Genomic DNA, 15,970 nt, shown 5'->3' on the forward strand with positions numbered 1-15,970 from the left:
AAAAGTTTTGACATGATAAGGCTGATCGTTTAAATTATAATCTTCCGGAGCTTGAATATATAGTGGGAGTCTTTAAACAAAAATAGATTGCTTACAATTTGGGCTGTAAGCAATCTGTTATCTGTATGTATGTTTCCGAAATTTTCACTGGTAATATTTGAGAAAAGGCTTTTAGACTTGCAGGCCTTGATAATCGTATTGCTTCCAACGGCTTGTAAAACTTCAAAGAAATGATTAGCTAAAAGGAAGTCTATTGTTTTTTCTCGTGGCGTATTCTTCTGGCTATAGTTCGTCTCGTGGACATCAACTGCTGTATAAGATGTTGACATCTCACTCTTGCTTATCGTCAAAATAAGCACAAATAGTGACACATAGACAAAAAATTTTAGAAGTTTTTCCATTATAGGTTTAAAATGCGGTGCAAAGATATAAAAATAAGTATTATAAATATCAAAAAAATTAATTAAAGAATTTCTCTGCTTTTTTAATCATAAATCCCAAACAGAATACCACTACATGGTCTCCAGGAAGTATTGTGGTATTTCCTGTTACAAGTATACCGTTACCATTCCTGATAAGTCCTCCAATTGTGATTCCTTTAGGAAGCCCCATATTCTTTATAGAGTCTTTTGTAATCCTTGATCCCTCTTTTACAGTAAATTCAGCTACATCGGCGTCAGCAAAGGTGAGACATTTTACATTTGATACATCTGCATCGAGCATCATCTGGTAGATATGGCTTGCCGCAATAAGTTTCTTGTTTATTACTGTACCGATATCAAGACTCTCTGCCATGCCTATGTAGTCAATATTTTCTACCTCGGCAACAGTTTTACTAACTCCCATACGCTTTGCAGCAAGGCAAGCCAATATGTTCGTTTCAGAATTACCTGTAAGAGCAACAAAAGCATCAGTGTTTCTTAGTCCCTCTTCTTCAAGTAACTCAAGGTCTCTACCGTCACCATTAATAATCATCACCTTATCATCGACCAACTCCGTAAGTCTGTTGCATCTGTTTATATCGCTCTCGATAATCTTCACCTCCATGTAGTCGGGAACAAACTGAGTTGTCTTTACAGCTATTCGGCTTCCACCCATAATAATCACCGTCTTAACATCAGCATAGTTCTCTTTGCCAGCAATCTTTCGTATGTATGGAATATATTTCTTTGTGGTAGTAAAATATACAATGTCATATAGCTTTATGGTATCATCACCTCTCGGTATTATAGTCTCGCTACCTCTTTTTATAGCAACGACATGGAATGGTATATTCTTTCCACCAATCTCATGAAGAGGAACATTGAGAATTTCGGCTGTTTCCCTCATCTTTGCTCCAATAAGGACTAATGCACCGCCGCAGAACTCCCACCACTGTCGTATCCAGCTCATCTTTACTGCATCTACAATATCTTTTGCAGCAAGCATCTCAGGATAGATAAGTGAGTTCACTCCTAGTTTAGCGAAGAATTCCTTATGATCTGGTTGAAGGTATTCATTATTATCTATTCGTGCCACAGTCTTCTTTGCTCCAAGATTTGTAGCAAGCATACAGGCAGTCATATTTCTACTTCTTCGGGAGTAACTCCGATGAAAAGGTCAGCTCCGGCTACTCCGGCACTTTCTAACCCTTCTATAGATGTTGGTGAAGCGCATACTGTCATCAAGTCGAAATTGGAATCAATTCTTCCCAATTTGTCTTCATCTTCATCCATTAGGACAATGTCTTGTTTCTCTCTTGATAGTAGTTTAGCAAGATGCGTTCCAACAGCTCCTGCACCAGCGATAATTATTTTCATTTCACCATATTTATAGACTCAACAAATCTTCGCAGATACTATCTTCATCAAGTCCGCAAATTTCATGTAGTTGAGTAATATTACCGTGTTGTACAAAGTTATCAGGTAATCCAATTCTCTTAATAACAGGATTGTATCCGTTATCAGACATGAATTCAAGAATGGCAGATCCCATTCCTCCTTTCCTTACACCATCTTCTATAGTAAGAATCTTTTTAAAGTTCTTACCTATACAATTCAGCATATCTTCGTCCAGAGGTTTTAAGAAGCGCAAGTCGTATAAGGCTATACTCTTTCCACTCTGCTGCTCAGCTTTTGCAATAGCTCTTTTGGCAACATTTCCTATAGGCCCTAAAGTTATTACTGCAATATCTTTTCCCTCTTTGATAATTCTTCCTTTTCCTATCTCGACTATTTCCAGAGGACATTCCCAATCTACAAGTACACCTCTTCCTCGTGGATATCTTATCACGAATGGTCCCATGTTAGGAAATTGGGCAGTGTACATGAGTTTTCTTAACTCGTGTTCATCCATAGGAGATGCTATGGTGATGTTGGGAATAGGGCGCATATAAGCAAGGTCAAATGCTCCATGATGTGTAGGCCCGTCTTCTCCTACCAGTCCTGCTCTGTCAAGGCATAGCACTACATTCAGTTTTTGTATAGCTACATCATGTATAACGTTGTCGTAAGCTCTCTGCATGAATGATGAATAGATATTACAGAAAGGTAGTAATCCATCTTTGGCCATACCTCCAGAGAATGTAACAGCATGTCCCTCTGCTATACCAACGTCGAAAACTCTTTCCGGTATTGCCTTCATCATTATATTCATGGAACAGCCGGAAGGCATTGCAGGAGTAACTCCGACAATCTTATCATTCTGTTCTGCCAGCTCAAGGAGTGTATTCCCGAAAACATCTTGGAAAAGAGGTGGAATACCATTTGTGTCCTTTACAATTCTCTCACCGGTCTCTTTGTCGAATATACCCGGGGCATGCCATATTGTAGCTGCTTCTTCAGCAGGAGCGAAGCCTTTTCCTTTTTTGGTATGTATATGAAGTAGTTTTGGTCCCTTCATATCTTTAATATCATTAAGGACCTTTGTAAGGTTAATTACGTCATGCCCGTCGATTGGTCCGAAATATCTGATGTTCATACCTTCAAATATGTTCTGTTGCTGATAGAGCATAGATTTTAGACTGTTATTGAATCGGATAAGACTTTTCCTTCTCTCTTCATTCAGTATACCCCATTTAAGGAACATATTGGATAAATTAAACCTTATTTTATTGTAGCATGAAGAGGTCTGAAGATTCAGGAGATATTGTTTCATACCACCGACACTTCTGTCGATGGCCATATTATTGTCATTAAGAATAATAAGTAGGTTGTTTGGAGAGGATGATACATTGTTAAGACCTTCAAAAGCCAAACCACCACTCATAGAGCCATCTCCAATGATAGCAACAACATGACGACCATTCTCATTGTGCATTTTAGCAGCTACCGCCATACCTAGAGCTGCAGATATAGAGTTTGATGCATGTCCGCAAGTGAAAGTATCATATTCACTTTCGGATGGTGAAGGGAATGGAGTAAGACCGTTAAGTTTTCTGTTTGTGCAGAAATTATCTCTTCTACCAGTCAAGATCTTATGTCCATATGCCTGGTGTCCAACATCCCAAACAAGTCTGTCGATTGGAGTGTTGAAAACATAATGAAGAGCAACAGTAAGTTCAACAACACCTAAGCTCGAACCAAAGTGGCCGGGATTGCATGAAAGTTCATCTATGATCTTATCTCGTAGCTCTTTACAAACCAGAGGAAGTTCAGATGTTTTTAGCTTTCTCAAATCTTTAGGGTTGTTGATGCTGTTCAACAAACTATATGAAGTGTTTTCTTTCATCCTTTTACTAAATAAATATCGTGCAAAAATAGTAATATTAATATGTAATAGATTACTTTTGTTTTAAAATTTATACCTTATAGAGTGGATATGGAGCTTATCACAAGGGTAGAGATGCCTAGAACTAAAGAAATTAATCATTTTGACAGAATTATGGTCTTAGGATCATGCTTCGCTCAGAACATGGGAGAAATTCTTTCCTCTAAAAAGTTTAGATGTGATATTAATCCTTTTGGCATTCTTTACAATCCACTCTCCATACTCCAGGCGTTAGAAGAAATATACCAAAATAAGACCTATACAGCTGATGATCTGCAGTATGATGGAAGACAGTGGCATAGTTGGATGCATCATAGCTCATTCTCTTCAGCTAATGTTAATGAGTGCTGCGAGAATATAAACAGTAGGATTGCACAGTCTCATGAAAATCTTAATAACCTCGATTTTATAATAATTACCTGGGGCACTGCCTATGCATACTATCTGTCCGATTATAAAGAGCCGTTTGTTGTGGGAAACTGCCACAAGCAGAAAGATTCTCTCTTCAACAGAGTAAGACTTGATGGTGATGAAATTGTTGACGGGTATGTAGCCATGATTGACAGATTAAGAGAAAAGAATCCAGATCTTAAAATTATTTTGACAATAAGCCCTATACGCCATATAAAAGATGGATTGCATGGTAATCAGATAAGCAAGTCTGTTTTGCTGCTTGCTGCAGAAAAACTTTGTGAGATGAGGGATAATATATTCTATTTTCCATCTTATGAGATAATGATGGATGAACTGAGAGATTATAGATTCTATGCCGATGATATGGTGCATCCGTCATCTCTTGCTGTTGAATATATATGGATGAAATTTTCGGAGACATTCTTCTCTGAATTGACAAAAAAAATAGTTGAGGAGTGGAGTGGTATTGAAAAGGCTTTAAACCATCGTCCTTTCGACCCTGCATCACCTTCTTATCATAAATTTTTTAACGCAAATAGTGTTAAATATAAACCGAATTAAAGAAAAGTACCCTTATTTTGAAATAAATAAAGAAATAGAACAATGTCAAGCTCAATTGAAAACATTAACAAACTAATAAAATCTAAACTGATTGGTGGTTATGAAAGTAATATTGATTGGATTCTTACAGACAGCCGTTCAGTGTGTTTCCCGGAAGAAACTCTCTTTTTTGCATTAAAGACAAAAAGGAATGATGGTCACAAATATATTGATGAATTATTTGAAAAAGGGGTACGCAACTTTGTTGTAAGTACTCTTCCAGAAAAAAAAGATAACTATCCAAACTGCAATTTTCTATTAGTAAACGATACATTGAAGGCTCTTCAGCTATTGGCGGAGAAGCATCGTGAGAATTTCCAGATTCCAGTGATAGGTATCACAGGAAGTAACGGAAAGACAATAGTCAAAGAGTGGCTTTATCAGTTGCTCAATGAGAATTATGTTATTACACGTTCACCAAGAAGTTACAACTCACAGATTGGTGTTCCTCTATCGGTATGGATGATGAATGAGAATACTGAGTTGGGCATATTCGAAGCCGGAATCTCTGAAATGGGTGAGATGGAGGAACTCCGTAATATTATTCGTCCAACTATAGGTATACTTACCAATATCGGAGGTGCTCATCAAGAGAACTTCTTTTCAATGCAGGAGAAGTGTATGGAGAAACTGTCACTATTTAAAGATTGTGATGTGATAGTTTATAATGGAGATAATGAACTTATCAGCAGCTCAGTACTGAAATCACTCTTCACATCAAGAGAGATTGCATGGAGTACAAAGGATAATGAACGTCCTCTATTCATAGAATCAATAGATAAGGGTGATAATTCTACAACAATAACATACCGCTATATCGGTATGCCGGGAAAATATACCATCCCATTTATCGATGATGCATCTATTGAGAATTCAATCCATTGTGTTTCTATAGCTCTATATTTCATGATACCACAGGATGTGATAGCTGCAAGAATGGAAAAGCTGGAGCATATAGCAATGCGTCTTGAGGTTAAAGAGGGAAAGAGTGGTTGTGTTCTTATCAATGATAGTTACAATTCAGATCTTGCTTCACTTGACATAGCACTTGACTTCATGTCTAGACGTTCGGATGACAAGGGTAAGAAGCGTACACTTATACTATCGGATATGTTTCAGACGGGACAGAGTAGTAAGCTGCTTTATCGTCAAGTAGCAGAACTTGTTCATAGTCGTGGAATAGATAAGATTATTGGTGTTGGAGATGATATTCAGGCTGCCTCATCACGCTTTGATGTAGAGAAATACTTCTTTCAGAATACACAGCAACTAATAGAGTCGGAAATGCTTCAATCCTTGAAGAATGAGGTCGTACTGATAAAAGGTTCACGAAACTTCCATTTCGAAGAGATTTCTGACTTGCTGGAACTTAAAGTTCATGAGACAATACTTGAGATAAATCTAAATGCAATAGTAGATAATCTTAACTACTATAGAAATAAGCTTAAACCAGAGACAAAATTGGTATGTATGGTAAAGGCATTTGCTTATGGTGCCGGCTCTTTTGAAATTTCTAAGACTCTACAGGACCATCGTGTGGACTATCTTGCTGTTGCAGTGGCTGATGAAGGATCTGAGTTAAGAAAAGCAGGAATTACATCGTCTATAATGATTATGAATCCTGAGCTGAGCGCTTTTAAGACAATGTTTGATTATAGACTAGAACCTGAGGTATATAGTTTCAATCTTCTTGAAGAACTGATAAAAGCTGCAGAAAAAGAGGGAGTCACAAACTTCCCTATACATATAAAACTAGATACTGGAATGCATAGACTTGGCTTTATACCTGAGGAGATTCCTGAGTTGATAAGACGCCTTAAGTCTCAGAATGCGGTAATACCTCGTTCGGTATTCTCACACCTTGTTGGTAGTGATTCAGATCAATTTGACTCATTTACAAAACGTCAGATTGAGACTTTTGAGAAGGCATCTACTGAACTACAGGATGCTTTCTCACACAAGATAATAAGACATATCTGTAACACTGCAGGTATTGAGAGATTTCCAGGTGCTCAGTTTGATATGTGCCGCTTAGGTTTGGGACTATATGGAGTTGACCCTTATACAAACAAAATTTTGCATAATGTATCAACTCTGAAGACGACCATACTACAGATTCATGATGTACCTAAAGAGGAGACTGTAGGGTATAGCCGAAAGGGAAAACTTAATCGTGACTCAAGGATAGCAGCTATACCTATAGGATATGCTGACGGAGTTGACCGTCATCTTGGTAATGGCAATGCATATTGCCTGGTTAATGGACAGAAGGCATATTATGTTGGTAACATATGTATGGATGTATGTATGATTGATGTAACCGATATTGATTGTAAAGAGGGGGATAAAGTTGAGATATTCGGTGATAATCTTCCTGTAACACTTCTTGCGGAAAAGTTAGGCACAATACCTTACGAGATACTTACAAGTGTATCGAACAGAGTAAAGAGAGTATACTATCACGATTAACAATAATAATTTAATATGAAAGCACGCATACTTTTTTTTGTCATTGCTCTGTCTGTTGACATTTAATGTGACATTTGCACAGAGCCTGAAATCTGTCTCTATACTTGGAGACTCATACTCTACATTCGAGGGTTTTATTCCCGATGGAAATAGTATATGGTATTGGAAGACTCCAAATCCTTCATTAACTGATGTTGATAAAGTAACCCAGACATGGTGGCATAAGTTTGTAAAAGAGAATAATTTCAAACTTCTTGTGAATGATTCATATTCTGGCTCTACAATATGTAATACAGGATATAATAAAGAGGACTATACAGACAGATCGTTTATAACAAGAATGAAAAGACTTGGGTGCCCTGATGTAATCTTTATTTTTGGTGCAACAAATGACTCTTGGGCAAACTCTCCTATAGGGGATTTTAAGTACTCTGATTGGACAAAGGAAGATCTCTATAATTTCAGACCTGCACTATCATATCTGCTATCAAATATGATTGACTACTATCCTAACATAAAGATATATTATATACTGAATGATGGGCTTAAAGAGGAGATAAACAACTCTATAAAAGATATTTGCAAACATTATGAAATATCTCTTATAGAGTTGAAAAATATTGATAAGAAAAATGGGCACCCATCTGTTGTTGGAATGCAACATATATCAGAGCAACTTAAAGGTGCTTTACTTCTTAATTAATTTATTTCTTACTAGATAATCAACAGAATATCTTCCTGGACCTGAAATATAAGAGATACAGAAAACCGCAAGATATAGTATTGCAAGTTCTTTAACTGCCATCGGATCGTTAGCATGTATCACAAATACAGCAACTAACATGGTAAATATCAGAGGTATAAGCACTACTCTAGTGATAAATCCAAAAGTGAATGCAAGTCCGCAGAAAAGCTCTGCAAAGATTGCAAGCATAAGAGAAAGCTGAGAACCTACACCGAGAGGATCAGGGAAATTCTGCTCTAATGTACTGAAACTGGTCAATTTCATATAACCATGGCTAATGATAAAAAGACCAAAAACTAATCTTAGTGCCAGTATCGCTACTGATACTGTTTTTGTGGACTCTTCACTAGGGAAAAGAAATTTGTACAATGCATTCATAATTGTTAATATTAGTGTTATATACAAGTATAACATTTTAATAGACAATTTTGTTTTAAACAATTTATATGAACGAAGAGATAAGAGAGTATTATCAGGAATTACTTAATATATATCAAGGAAATCAGACCCTTGAGCGCAAATATAGAAAGATGCGTGAACTGCTTGAAAGGGCAGTCCGCTCACAGATTAAGGATACCTCTCTACAGACTACTGACTTTGCTGCACGGTTGAATTATGTTGCAACCATGAGCAATATGGATAATGTTGAATTTAATAATATCCATTCGTTCCGTCTTACTTCAAATGAGATTCTTAATCATCGGTTGGAACCTACAAATGAAGATTTTTTACGTCACCTATCCGCTGTCTCTTTTGCATTAAAGAGGATATTCAAAGTAGATATTCCTCTTAACCTTTTCTCTGTCTTACCCAAATATTCTTCAACTTCTGAATATAGGAGAGTAGCTTCAAAGAAGATAAAGAGGGTGAGAGTATGTTTTGACTATGCTGATGAAACATATCTATATGTAAGATCATCGGATAGTATTGACGATGACTATATAAAGGTACGATATAATATCAAAGGCGTTAACGAGGAGTTTGCTGAGAGTATTGATAACCTGTGGCGCTTTGCACAACTCAACCTTCTTGATGTTGAGGTGAATGATGAGGGAGAGTATACTCCTTCATTCATTGTTGTGGAGCCTGATTATCTTATAGATATCAGTTCGCTAGCTGAATGTTACCGTGACTATGGGTCTCATCCTGGCAACTATATATTGAGTCGTCTTATGCCTATTGATAATACCAGACCTTTACTCTTAGGAAATATAGCTAATCTTTTTCTTGATGAGTGGATACACTCTAAAGATGGTGAACCTGACTATTTGGAGTGCATGAAGATGGCATTCCGACAATATCCTATTGAACTTGCTGCATGTGATGATCTAAAGGACCCTATAAAAGAGAAGGAGTTCTTTAATAGTTGCCGCCTGCATTTTGATAATATCCGTAAAACAGTTGAAGAGACATTTGTTGATCCCGGTTATAGACTTGATAAGCAGGATGCCGTTCTTGAACCTTCATATATATGTGAGGCATTGGGTATTCAGGGAAGACTAGACTATATGCAGCGTGATATGAGCAGCTTCATAGAGATGAAATCGGGTAAGGCTGATGAGTATGCTATTCCCGGTAAAATTGAGCCGAAAGAGAATAATAGAGTTCAAATGTTGCTTTATATGGCTGTACTTGATTATAGTATGGGTAGATCAAGAAGGTCAGTGCACCCGTATCTTTTTTATTCCAGGTATCCGATGCTCTACCCGGCTCGTGCATCTTGGACTCAGCTCAGACATATTATAAACTTAAGAAACCTTATTTTACAACAGGATTACGGAACTCAACTACACAACAATATTGATTATACTGCCGAATTACTCTCTGGTATTAACTCAACTACTCTTAATATTAAAAAACTATCAAATCATTTTTGGGAGAGATATCTGCGCCCATCTATTGATAGTTTGGATATTGATATAAAAGCACTTGATGATATTGAGAAGAGATATCTATATCAGTTATATAACTTTATAACAAAAGAGTTATATACATCAAAGTCAGGTGATGCAGAGTATGAAAGTGCAAGGAAAGGGGCTTCTGCTCTTTGGCGCACATCCCTCGATGAGAAGTGTGAGGCAGGTGAGATTCTTTATGATTTAATAATCAGTGATAATCATGTTGCTGAACTGCATAAAGCCCATATTACACTAGAAATTCCTGATTATGGAGAGGAGTATCTGCCTAATTTCCGAAATGGTGATGCCGTAGTACTGTATGAGAGGAATACAAATGACGATAATGTTTCCAATAAGATGGTATTTAAAGGAAATATTGAGAATATTAATGATGAGAAGATAACAATACGCCTTCGTGCTTCACAAAAGAATGTCAGAGTTTTCCCTCAAGAGAGCAAATATGCAGTTGAACATGATGTTATGGATACTACTTTTCGCTTTATGTATACCGGACTTTCACAGTTTATTAAAGCAAATCCAATGCGTCGTAAACTGTTGCTTGGTATAAGAGAACCAGAACATGATGATTCTTATGATGAAAAAATAGCCATTTCATCGAATGATTTTGAGAGGGTGGCTTTAAAAGTAGAGGCTGCAAAAGATTGTTTCCTTTTGGTAGGACCTCCTGGAACAGGTAAGACATCTTGCGCTCTTAAAACAATAGTTGAGAGAGCTTTCAATAGTGGAAAACAGTTGCTGATAATGGCATATACAAATAGGGCTGTTGATGAAATATGCCAGTCGGTAGAGTCGATTACACCTAAAATAAGATATATACGTGTTGGTAGCGAACTTTCGTGTGATGCACGATATCGCGGATCTCTTATAGAAAATGTGCTTGACAACTGTCAGAAGAGAGCAGATGTTCAAAGGCTTATATCTGAGTGTCGTGTATATATAGGCACGGTAGCAAGCATCTCTGCTAAACCTGAACTGTTCAGACTTAAGCGCTTTGATCTTGCTTTAATTGATGAGGCTACACAGGTGCTTGAACCGCAATTGTTAGGTATTTTATCGGCAAAGTTCTCCGATGGCAGGGATGCTATAGGGAAGTTTGTATTGATTGGCGATTATAAACAGTTGCCTGCCGTAGTGCTGCAGAGTGACGATGACGCCATTGTGTGTGATAACACATTAAGAGAACTAGGTTTTGAATCACTAAAAAAATCTTTCTTCGAGCGACTATATACAAAGTATAAAAATAGTGATTGCTCATATTGTATAGATATGCTTTGCCGACAGGGAAGAATGCACCCTATGGTTGAGGCTTTCCCGAATGAAGAGTTTTATGAGGGTAAATTGATTCCGGTAGGTTTGCCACACCAGTTGGAGAATATAAATAATGCTATGAACTTCATCCCTTCCCAACGAGATATTGACTCAATCTCAGGAAAGAGTAACAAGTATGAAGCTAAGATAGTTGCTGATATTGTTCAGAAGCTATTCTTTGAACTTGGAGATAGATTTGTCCCTTCTCTTTCAATAGGTGTTATAACGCCATATAGGAGTCAGATAGCTATGATAAGGAAAGAGATTCACGATCTTGACATTCCGCAATTAGATGAGATCTCGGTCGATACCGTTGAAAGATATCAGGGTAGCCAGCGAGATATAATAATATACTCCTTTTCTGTTAACTACCTTTATCAACTTAAAATGCTTCCAAATATAATTGAGGAGAATGGAAATCTGATTGACAGAAAACTTAATGTGGTGCTTACAAGATCAAGAAGAAGAATATATATAACCGGAGTTGAGGATATATTGCGGAATAATGTGATATATAGAAATCTGATAGATTATATTAAAGGAACAACCTTATAAATAATGCCAAGTTGTATATATAATTAAAGGTTCAGAATTGTCGTCAATTAATAACAACGATTCTGAACCTTTAAAATTGAGTAGTATTATAGATTTTATTATTTTATTCTAAAACGATAGGTTTGTATTTTGGAACCAAACTCTTCATTATAATCCATCCAATCAGGTATGATACAGCACATACACAGAAGATAATAAAATAACCTGCAGGTTTTCCATAGAATCCCATGAATTCCATTTGTGGTTGTAGAAATGTAGCACCTTGTGCTAGCAACTCCTTAGTCATCTCTACTTCTTGGCCGTCTACCAATGTTGTTCCTGCTGCATATACAAATAGGTTACCTGCAACATATTGCATAATCATAGATCCTATACCTCCTGCCATACCACCAATACCTGTAACTGTTGCGATTGCCGATTTAGGGAACATATCACCAACAGTAGAGAAAATATTAGCACTCCAAGATTGATGTGCAGCACATCCAAGTCCTATCATTATAATAGGTAACCATGGAGAAATAGTACCAAGTGGTTGAGCAAGTAGAACAAGAAGTGGAATAAATGCAAATATTAACATGGCACGCATACGTGCTGCATAAGGATTAAGTCCTGTTTTGTTAATTATTATAGTTGGAAGTTTACCTCCATATATTGAGAGCATTGTAATAGCATATAGAGTAAATATAAGTGCAATGCCTAATCCTTCGGATGTCTTTATGTTGAACTGTGTGCTAAGGTATGACGGAGTCCAGAAGAGGAAGAACCACCATACACCATCTGTAGCGAACTTACCTATAGCAAAAGACCAAGTCTGTTTGTATGAGAAAGCTTTCCAAATACTTATTGACTTCTCTTTATGCTCTGTTTCTTTAACAGTATCATTGTCATCTTTATCTTGTTCAATATACTCTAGTTCTACCTTATTAACATGCTTGCTCTTGCTTGGAGTAGAGTATATGAAAACCCAAAGTCCCATCCATACGAAGCCAAAAACACCAATTACGATAAATGCCATTTCCCATCCGAGGAATTTAGCAAGGTATGGAATTGTAAGTGGAGCAATCAGTGCTCCAATAGATGCTCCTGCATTGAATATTGATGTGGCGTAAGCTCTATCTTTCTTAGGGAAATATTCAGCTGTAACTTTAATTGCAGCAGGGAAGTTTCCTGACTCACCAAGTGCCAATATACATCTAGCAGCTAGGAAAGCATACATACTCACAGTCGATATTGTAACTACTACATCGCCTGTTGCGCCTATAAGTGCTGCTTTGCTGCCAATACCTGTCCAATACTCAGTAAATATTCCACAGCCTGCATGCATACAAGCACCTAAACTCCATATGCCTATAGCCCAAAGATAACCTTTCTTTGTTCCCATCCAGTCAATGAACTTTCCGGCAAAAATCATGCATACTGCATATACAAGAGAGAAGATTGATGTTATTGTTCCGTAATGACTTTCATTCCAATGGAACTCGGGTTTAATAAATTCATCCCATGTTAAAGAGAGGACTTGTCGGTCAAGGTAATTTACTGTAGTGGCAAAAAACAGCATAGAACAGATAACCCATCTGTAATTGGTCATTTTGTCATTCCCATTTTGGAGTGCTTCCATCTTAATAGATTTATTTTAGATTATTATATAGACCTTTCCGTATATTTAATATGGTAGGTACTTTTTCTTGTTAGAAATAAAACTTGCCAAAAATAAGGCCAATTATTTATTATTCAAAGGTCTTCCTTCTATTTAATTGACAATTTTATTATTTTTTATTTATTTTATGTTATCGCACACGAAAAAACTTGTTATCGCACACGGGTTGAAGAAAAGCGCTTCCACTATATTTTGATAGTGGAAGCGCTAAGTTATGATTAGGAATAAAATCTCTTATTCTTCAATATTGTTCTTTAGATTAGGGTACTCACTCTGAAACATTTTTCCAGCCCTGAGTAGGTGTCTCCAAATGCTAACTAGCTCTTGTGATTCCTGAAGTATATTCAGGTATACCAATGATATTTGAACATTTACATCTTCTTCCTGGATTCTGTTAATAAGAGATTTCCGTATATCTGATATCTTATTCTTAAGATTATCTCCCTTTAATAATATCTCATCAGATCTCTCAAAGTCACATTTCTCAAGAACATCTATAGCTTGAGTCATAAGGTTTATCAACTCCTCCCTGATAGGTAAGAACTCGTTAACAGCTCTTTTTGAAAGAGGTTTGAAGTTATTGTCTACATGCTCTTTACATGGCTCGGCTATTCTTTTGAGGCAATATAGCATCTGTTCGCAGCTATTGGAACCAAGGTGGAACCATGTGTTTTTCTCCAATGCAAGGAAGTTGTCAATTTTTCGAAGACCTATTATCTCTTTTCTTCTAGTCTTTTTTAATGCCTCTTTTTCACTAACTATACGATTGAGCGACTTCTTGAGGTTCTTTATATCTTCAGTTATGAAATCATCAGTAATCTGCTTATAGTTCTCCATCGTGAAGTTCATCTCACTGACAAGGGTGTTCTTTACATGCACTTTGAGAAGTTGCCAACGTTCATCCTTGTCTTTCGTTGTCATTAACTGTGTGAATATCTCATCTTTACAATTCTTCTCTTTAGTCTGTTTCTTGTTGAATGAAATATGGCTTTTGACAAGAAGGAATATTGCTATTGCAATCATAATGAACATAACAGGTATGCCACCTATGTACATAAGAAGAGTCACAATGGCACATATTGTAAACGCTGCACCAGCTGTAATAAACCATCCACCGATAACCGAAATAACACCTGTAATGCGGAATACAGCGCTATCACGTCCCCAAGCACGGTCGGCAAGAGAAGTACCCATAGCTACCATGAAAGTTACATATGTAGTTGATAGTGGCAATTTTAATGATGTGCCAAGAGCGATGAGAAGCCCTGCAAGTACAAGGTTCACTGAGGCACGAACAAGGTCGAAAGCAGCCCCGGGCTCGATAATCATAACCTCCTTAGAGAAACGTTTCTCCACCCACTGTTTTGTACTGTCAGGTATGTACTTTGAAATAGTTGATGACATGTTCATTGTTGAACGAACAAGGCTTCTGGCAACAGCTGATGAACCAAACATCTCTTCTCCCTCTTCCTGTCTTGATAGATCAACAGATGTTTTTATTACATTGTGAGCCTTTTTTGATGTGAACAGTGATACCACCATAATAGCACCGGCTAATAGCAAGAAGATAAATGGAGTCTTTGCAGGTTCGTTTAGCGATGTCATGAGGAAATTGTATGGATCGCCACTACCATTCTGTACGTAATCTGTATATGAAGAGAATCCCGCCAATGGTACACCGATAAAGTTTACAAGGTCATTGCCAGCAAAAGCCATAGCCAGTGCAAAAGTTCCGAAAAGTACTACTACCTTGAATACGTTGACTTTGAGTAAGTGAAGAGCCTGCATTAATATAGTGAAGAATACAAAAGATACTGAAACAAGCATAAGCGTGTTGTCTTGCACCCATTGTTTATTTTCGGGAGTCATGAAAGATGAATCCTTCACACCTTTAATCAACATGAAATATATAATTGAAGTGATAGCTATACCTCCAAAGAGCCCTATAGAATATTTGAGCTTATTTGTATAACTGAAGGTGAAGATAAGTCGTGAGATGTATTGTACTAATATACCAAAGAAGAGTGCTACGGCAACCGAAAGAAATATTGCCATGATTACTGAGAGCGCTTTTTCTGTGTTAAGCAGTTCTGCAAAGCCAAGTTGTCCAGTGGAGTCTCCTGCAATTTTAATCAAAGCAAGAACGAATGCCCCTCCTAATAGTTCGAAAACCATTGAAACTGTGGTTGAGGTTGGCATCCCAAGATTGTTAAAGATATCAAGTAGTACTACGTCGGTGACCATTACCGCAAGAAAAATGCACATCAATTCTTGAAAATGGAAACTCTCTGGTCTAAAAATTCCATGCCTGGCTATATCCATCATTCCATTACTCATTGTAGCGCCAATGAAAATACCTACTGCTGCTACAATCATTATTTTATTAAAAGAGGCTGCTTTTGCACCAATAGCCGAATTAAGAAAATTCACAGCGTCGTTACTTACACCTACCATCAGGTCTATGATAGCAAGAATAAATAGGAAAATCAGAATTCCTAGAAATATTGTACTCATAAAAGTTTGTTCTCTATTTGTTTTTAAAGTGATGCAAAACTA

At 37.0% G+C, this 15,970-nt stretch carries 8 protein-coding genes and 2 pseudogenes; 4 read left to right on the forward strand and 6 right to left on the reverse strand.

The features are described from left to right. Nucleotides 1-29: 29 nt before the first annotated feature. From JCM15092_RS06275 to dxs, 3 genes and pseudogenes are all read right to left on the reverse strand, one after another. Entirely contained in the window at nucleotides 30-401 is a 372-nt protein-coding gene (locus tag JCM15092_RS06275; RefSeq protein WP_024993918.1) for a hypothetical protein, read from the reverse strand. 58 nt (nucleotides 402-459) lie between these two features. Next, nucleotides 460-1,799 (reverse strand): annotated as a pseudogene (trkA, locus tag JCM15092_RS15210) (Trk system potassium transporter TrkA). Nucleotides 1,800-1,809: 10 nt separating this feature from the next. After that, complete coding sequence (gene dxs / locus JCM15092_RS06285; protein ID WP_024993919.1) at nucleotides 1,810-3,708, reverse strand: 1-deoxy-D-xylulose-5-phosphate synthase; 1,899 nt, start codon at nucleotides 3,706-3,708, stop codon at nucleotides 1,810-1,812. A gap of 90 nt (nucleotides 3,709-3,798) precedes the next feature. Between dxs and JCM15092_RS15215 the strand changes: the two are divergent. From JCM15092_RS15215 to JCM15092_RS06300, 3 genes and pseudogenes are all read left to right on the forward strand, one after another. Then, nucleotides 3,799-4,798, forward strand: a pseudogene (locus JCM15092_RS15215) (GSCFA domain-containing protein). Continuing rightward, the gene (locus JCM15092_RS06295; RefSeq protein WP_024993920.1) at nucleotides 4,765-7,230 is read left to right on the forward strand and encodes a bifunctional UDP-N-acetylmuramoyl-tripeptide:D-alanyl-D-alanine ligase/alanine racemase; all 2,466 of its coding nucleotides are present in this window, start codon (nucleotides 4,765-4,767) and stop codon (nucleotides 7,228-7,230) included. The pseudogene JCM15092_RS15215 and the gene JCM15092_RS06295 overlap by 34 nt, the downstream one beginning before the upstream one ends. A gap of 67 nt (nucleotides 7,231-7,297) precedes the next feature. Beyond that, a complete protein-coding gene (locus JCM15092_RS06300) occupies nucleotides 7,298-7,933 on the forward strand; it encodes an SGNH/GDSL hydrolase family protein (RefSeq protein ID WP_024993921.1) in 636 nt (211 codons plus the stop codon). On the opposite strand, the gene JCM15092_RS06305 is transcribed toward JCM15092_RS06300, so the two are convergent. Next, nucleotides 7,919-8,353, reverse strand: coding sequence for a DoxX family protein (locus JCM15092_RS06305; protein WP_034541660.1), 435 nt, complete (start codon nucleotides 8,351-8,353; stop codon nucleotides 7,919-7,921). The genes JCM15092_RS06300 and JCM15092_RS06305 overlap by 15 nt on opposite strands. Nucleotides 8,354-8,421: 68 nt before the next feature. Here JCM15092_RS06305 and JCM15092_RS06310 point away from each other — a divergent pair, with 68 nt between their 5' ends. Then, entirely contained in the window at nucleotides 8,422-11,757 is a 3,336-nt protein-coding gene (locus tag JCM15092_RS06310) for an AAA domain-containing protein (RefSeq protein ID WP_024993923.1), read from the forward strand. A gap of 103 nt (nucleotides 11,758-11,860) precedes the next feature. Here the strand turns inward: JCM15092_RS06310 and JCM15092_RS06315 are convergent, their stop codons facing one another. Together JCM15092_RS06315 and JCM15092_RS06320 are read right to left on the reverse strand one after the other, a co-directional pair. Beyond that, the gene (locus JCM15092_RS06315; RefSeq protein ID WP_024993924.1) at nucleotides 11,861-13,375 is read right to left on the reverse strand and encodes an MFS transporter; all 1,515 of its coding nucleotides are present in this window, start codon (nucleotides 13,373-13,375) and stop codon (nucleotides 11,861-11,863) included. A 273-nt stretch (nucleotides 13,376-13,648) separates the two neighbouring features. After that, a complete protein-coding gene (locus tag JCM15092_RS06320) occupies nucleotides 13,649-15,928 on the reverse strand; it encodes an inorganic phosphate transporter (RefSeq protein WP_024993925.1) in 2,280 nt (759 codons plus the stop codon). Nucleotides 15,929-15,970: the final 42 nt, after the last annotated feature.

Source organism: Phocaeicola paurosaccharolyticus JCM 15092, assembly GCF_000613805.1.
GTDB classification, from domain to species: domain Bacteria; phylum Bacteroidota; class Bacteroidia; order Bacteroidales; family Bacteroidaceae; genus Phocaeicola; species Phocaeicola paurosaccharolyticus.

Bases quoted from the DNA above. Each gene is read 5' to 3' on its own strand.
- dxs (WP_024993919.1), bottom strand. From the start codon at position 3,708: ATGAAAGAAAACACTTCATATAGTTTGTTGAACAGCATCAACAACCCT.
- JCM15092_RS06320 (WP_024993925.1), bottom strand. From the start codon at position 15,928: ATGAGTACAATATTTCTAGGAATTCTGATTTTCCTATTTATTCTTGCT.
- JCM15092_RS06275 (WP_024993918.1), bottom strand. From the start codon at position 401: ATGGAAAAACTTCTAAAATTTTTTGTCTATGTGTCACTATTTGTGCTT.
- JCM15092_RS06305 (WP_034541660.1), bottom strand. From the start codon at position 8,353: ATGAATGCATTGTACAAATTTCTTTTCCCTAGTGAAGAGTCCACAAAA.
- JCM15092_RS06310 (WP_024993923.1), top strand. From the start codon at position 8,422: ATGAACGAAGAGATAAGAGAGTATTATCAGGAATTACTTAATATATAT.
- JCM15092_RS06315 (WP_024993924.1), bottom strand. From the start codon at position 13,375: ATGGAAGCACTCCAAAATGGGAATGACAAAATGACCAATTACAGATGG.
- JCM15092_RS06295 (WP_024993920.1), top strand. From the start codon at position 4,765: ATGTCAAGCTCAATTGAAAACATTAACAAACTAATAAAATCTAAACTG.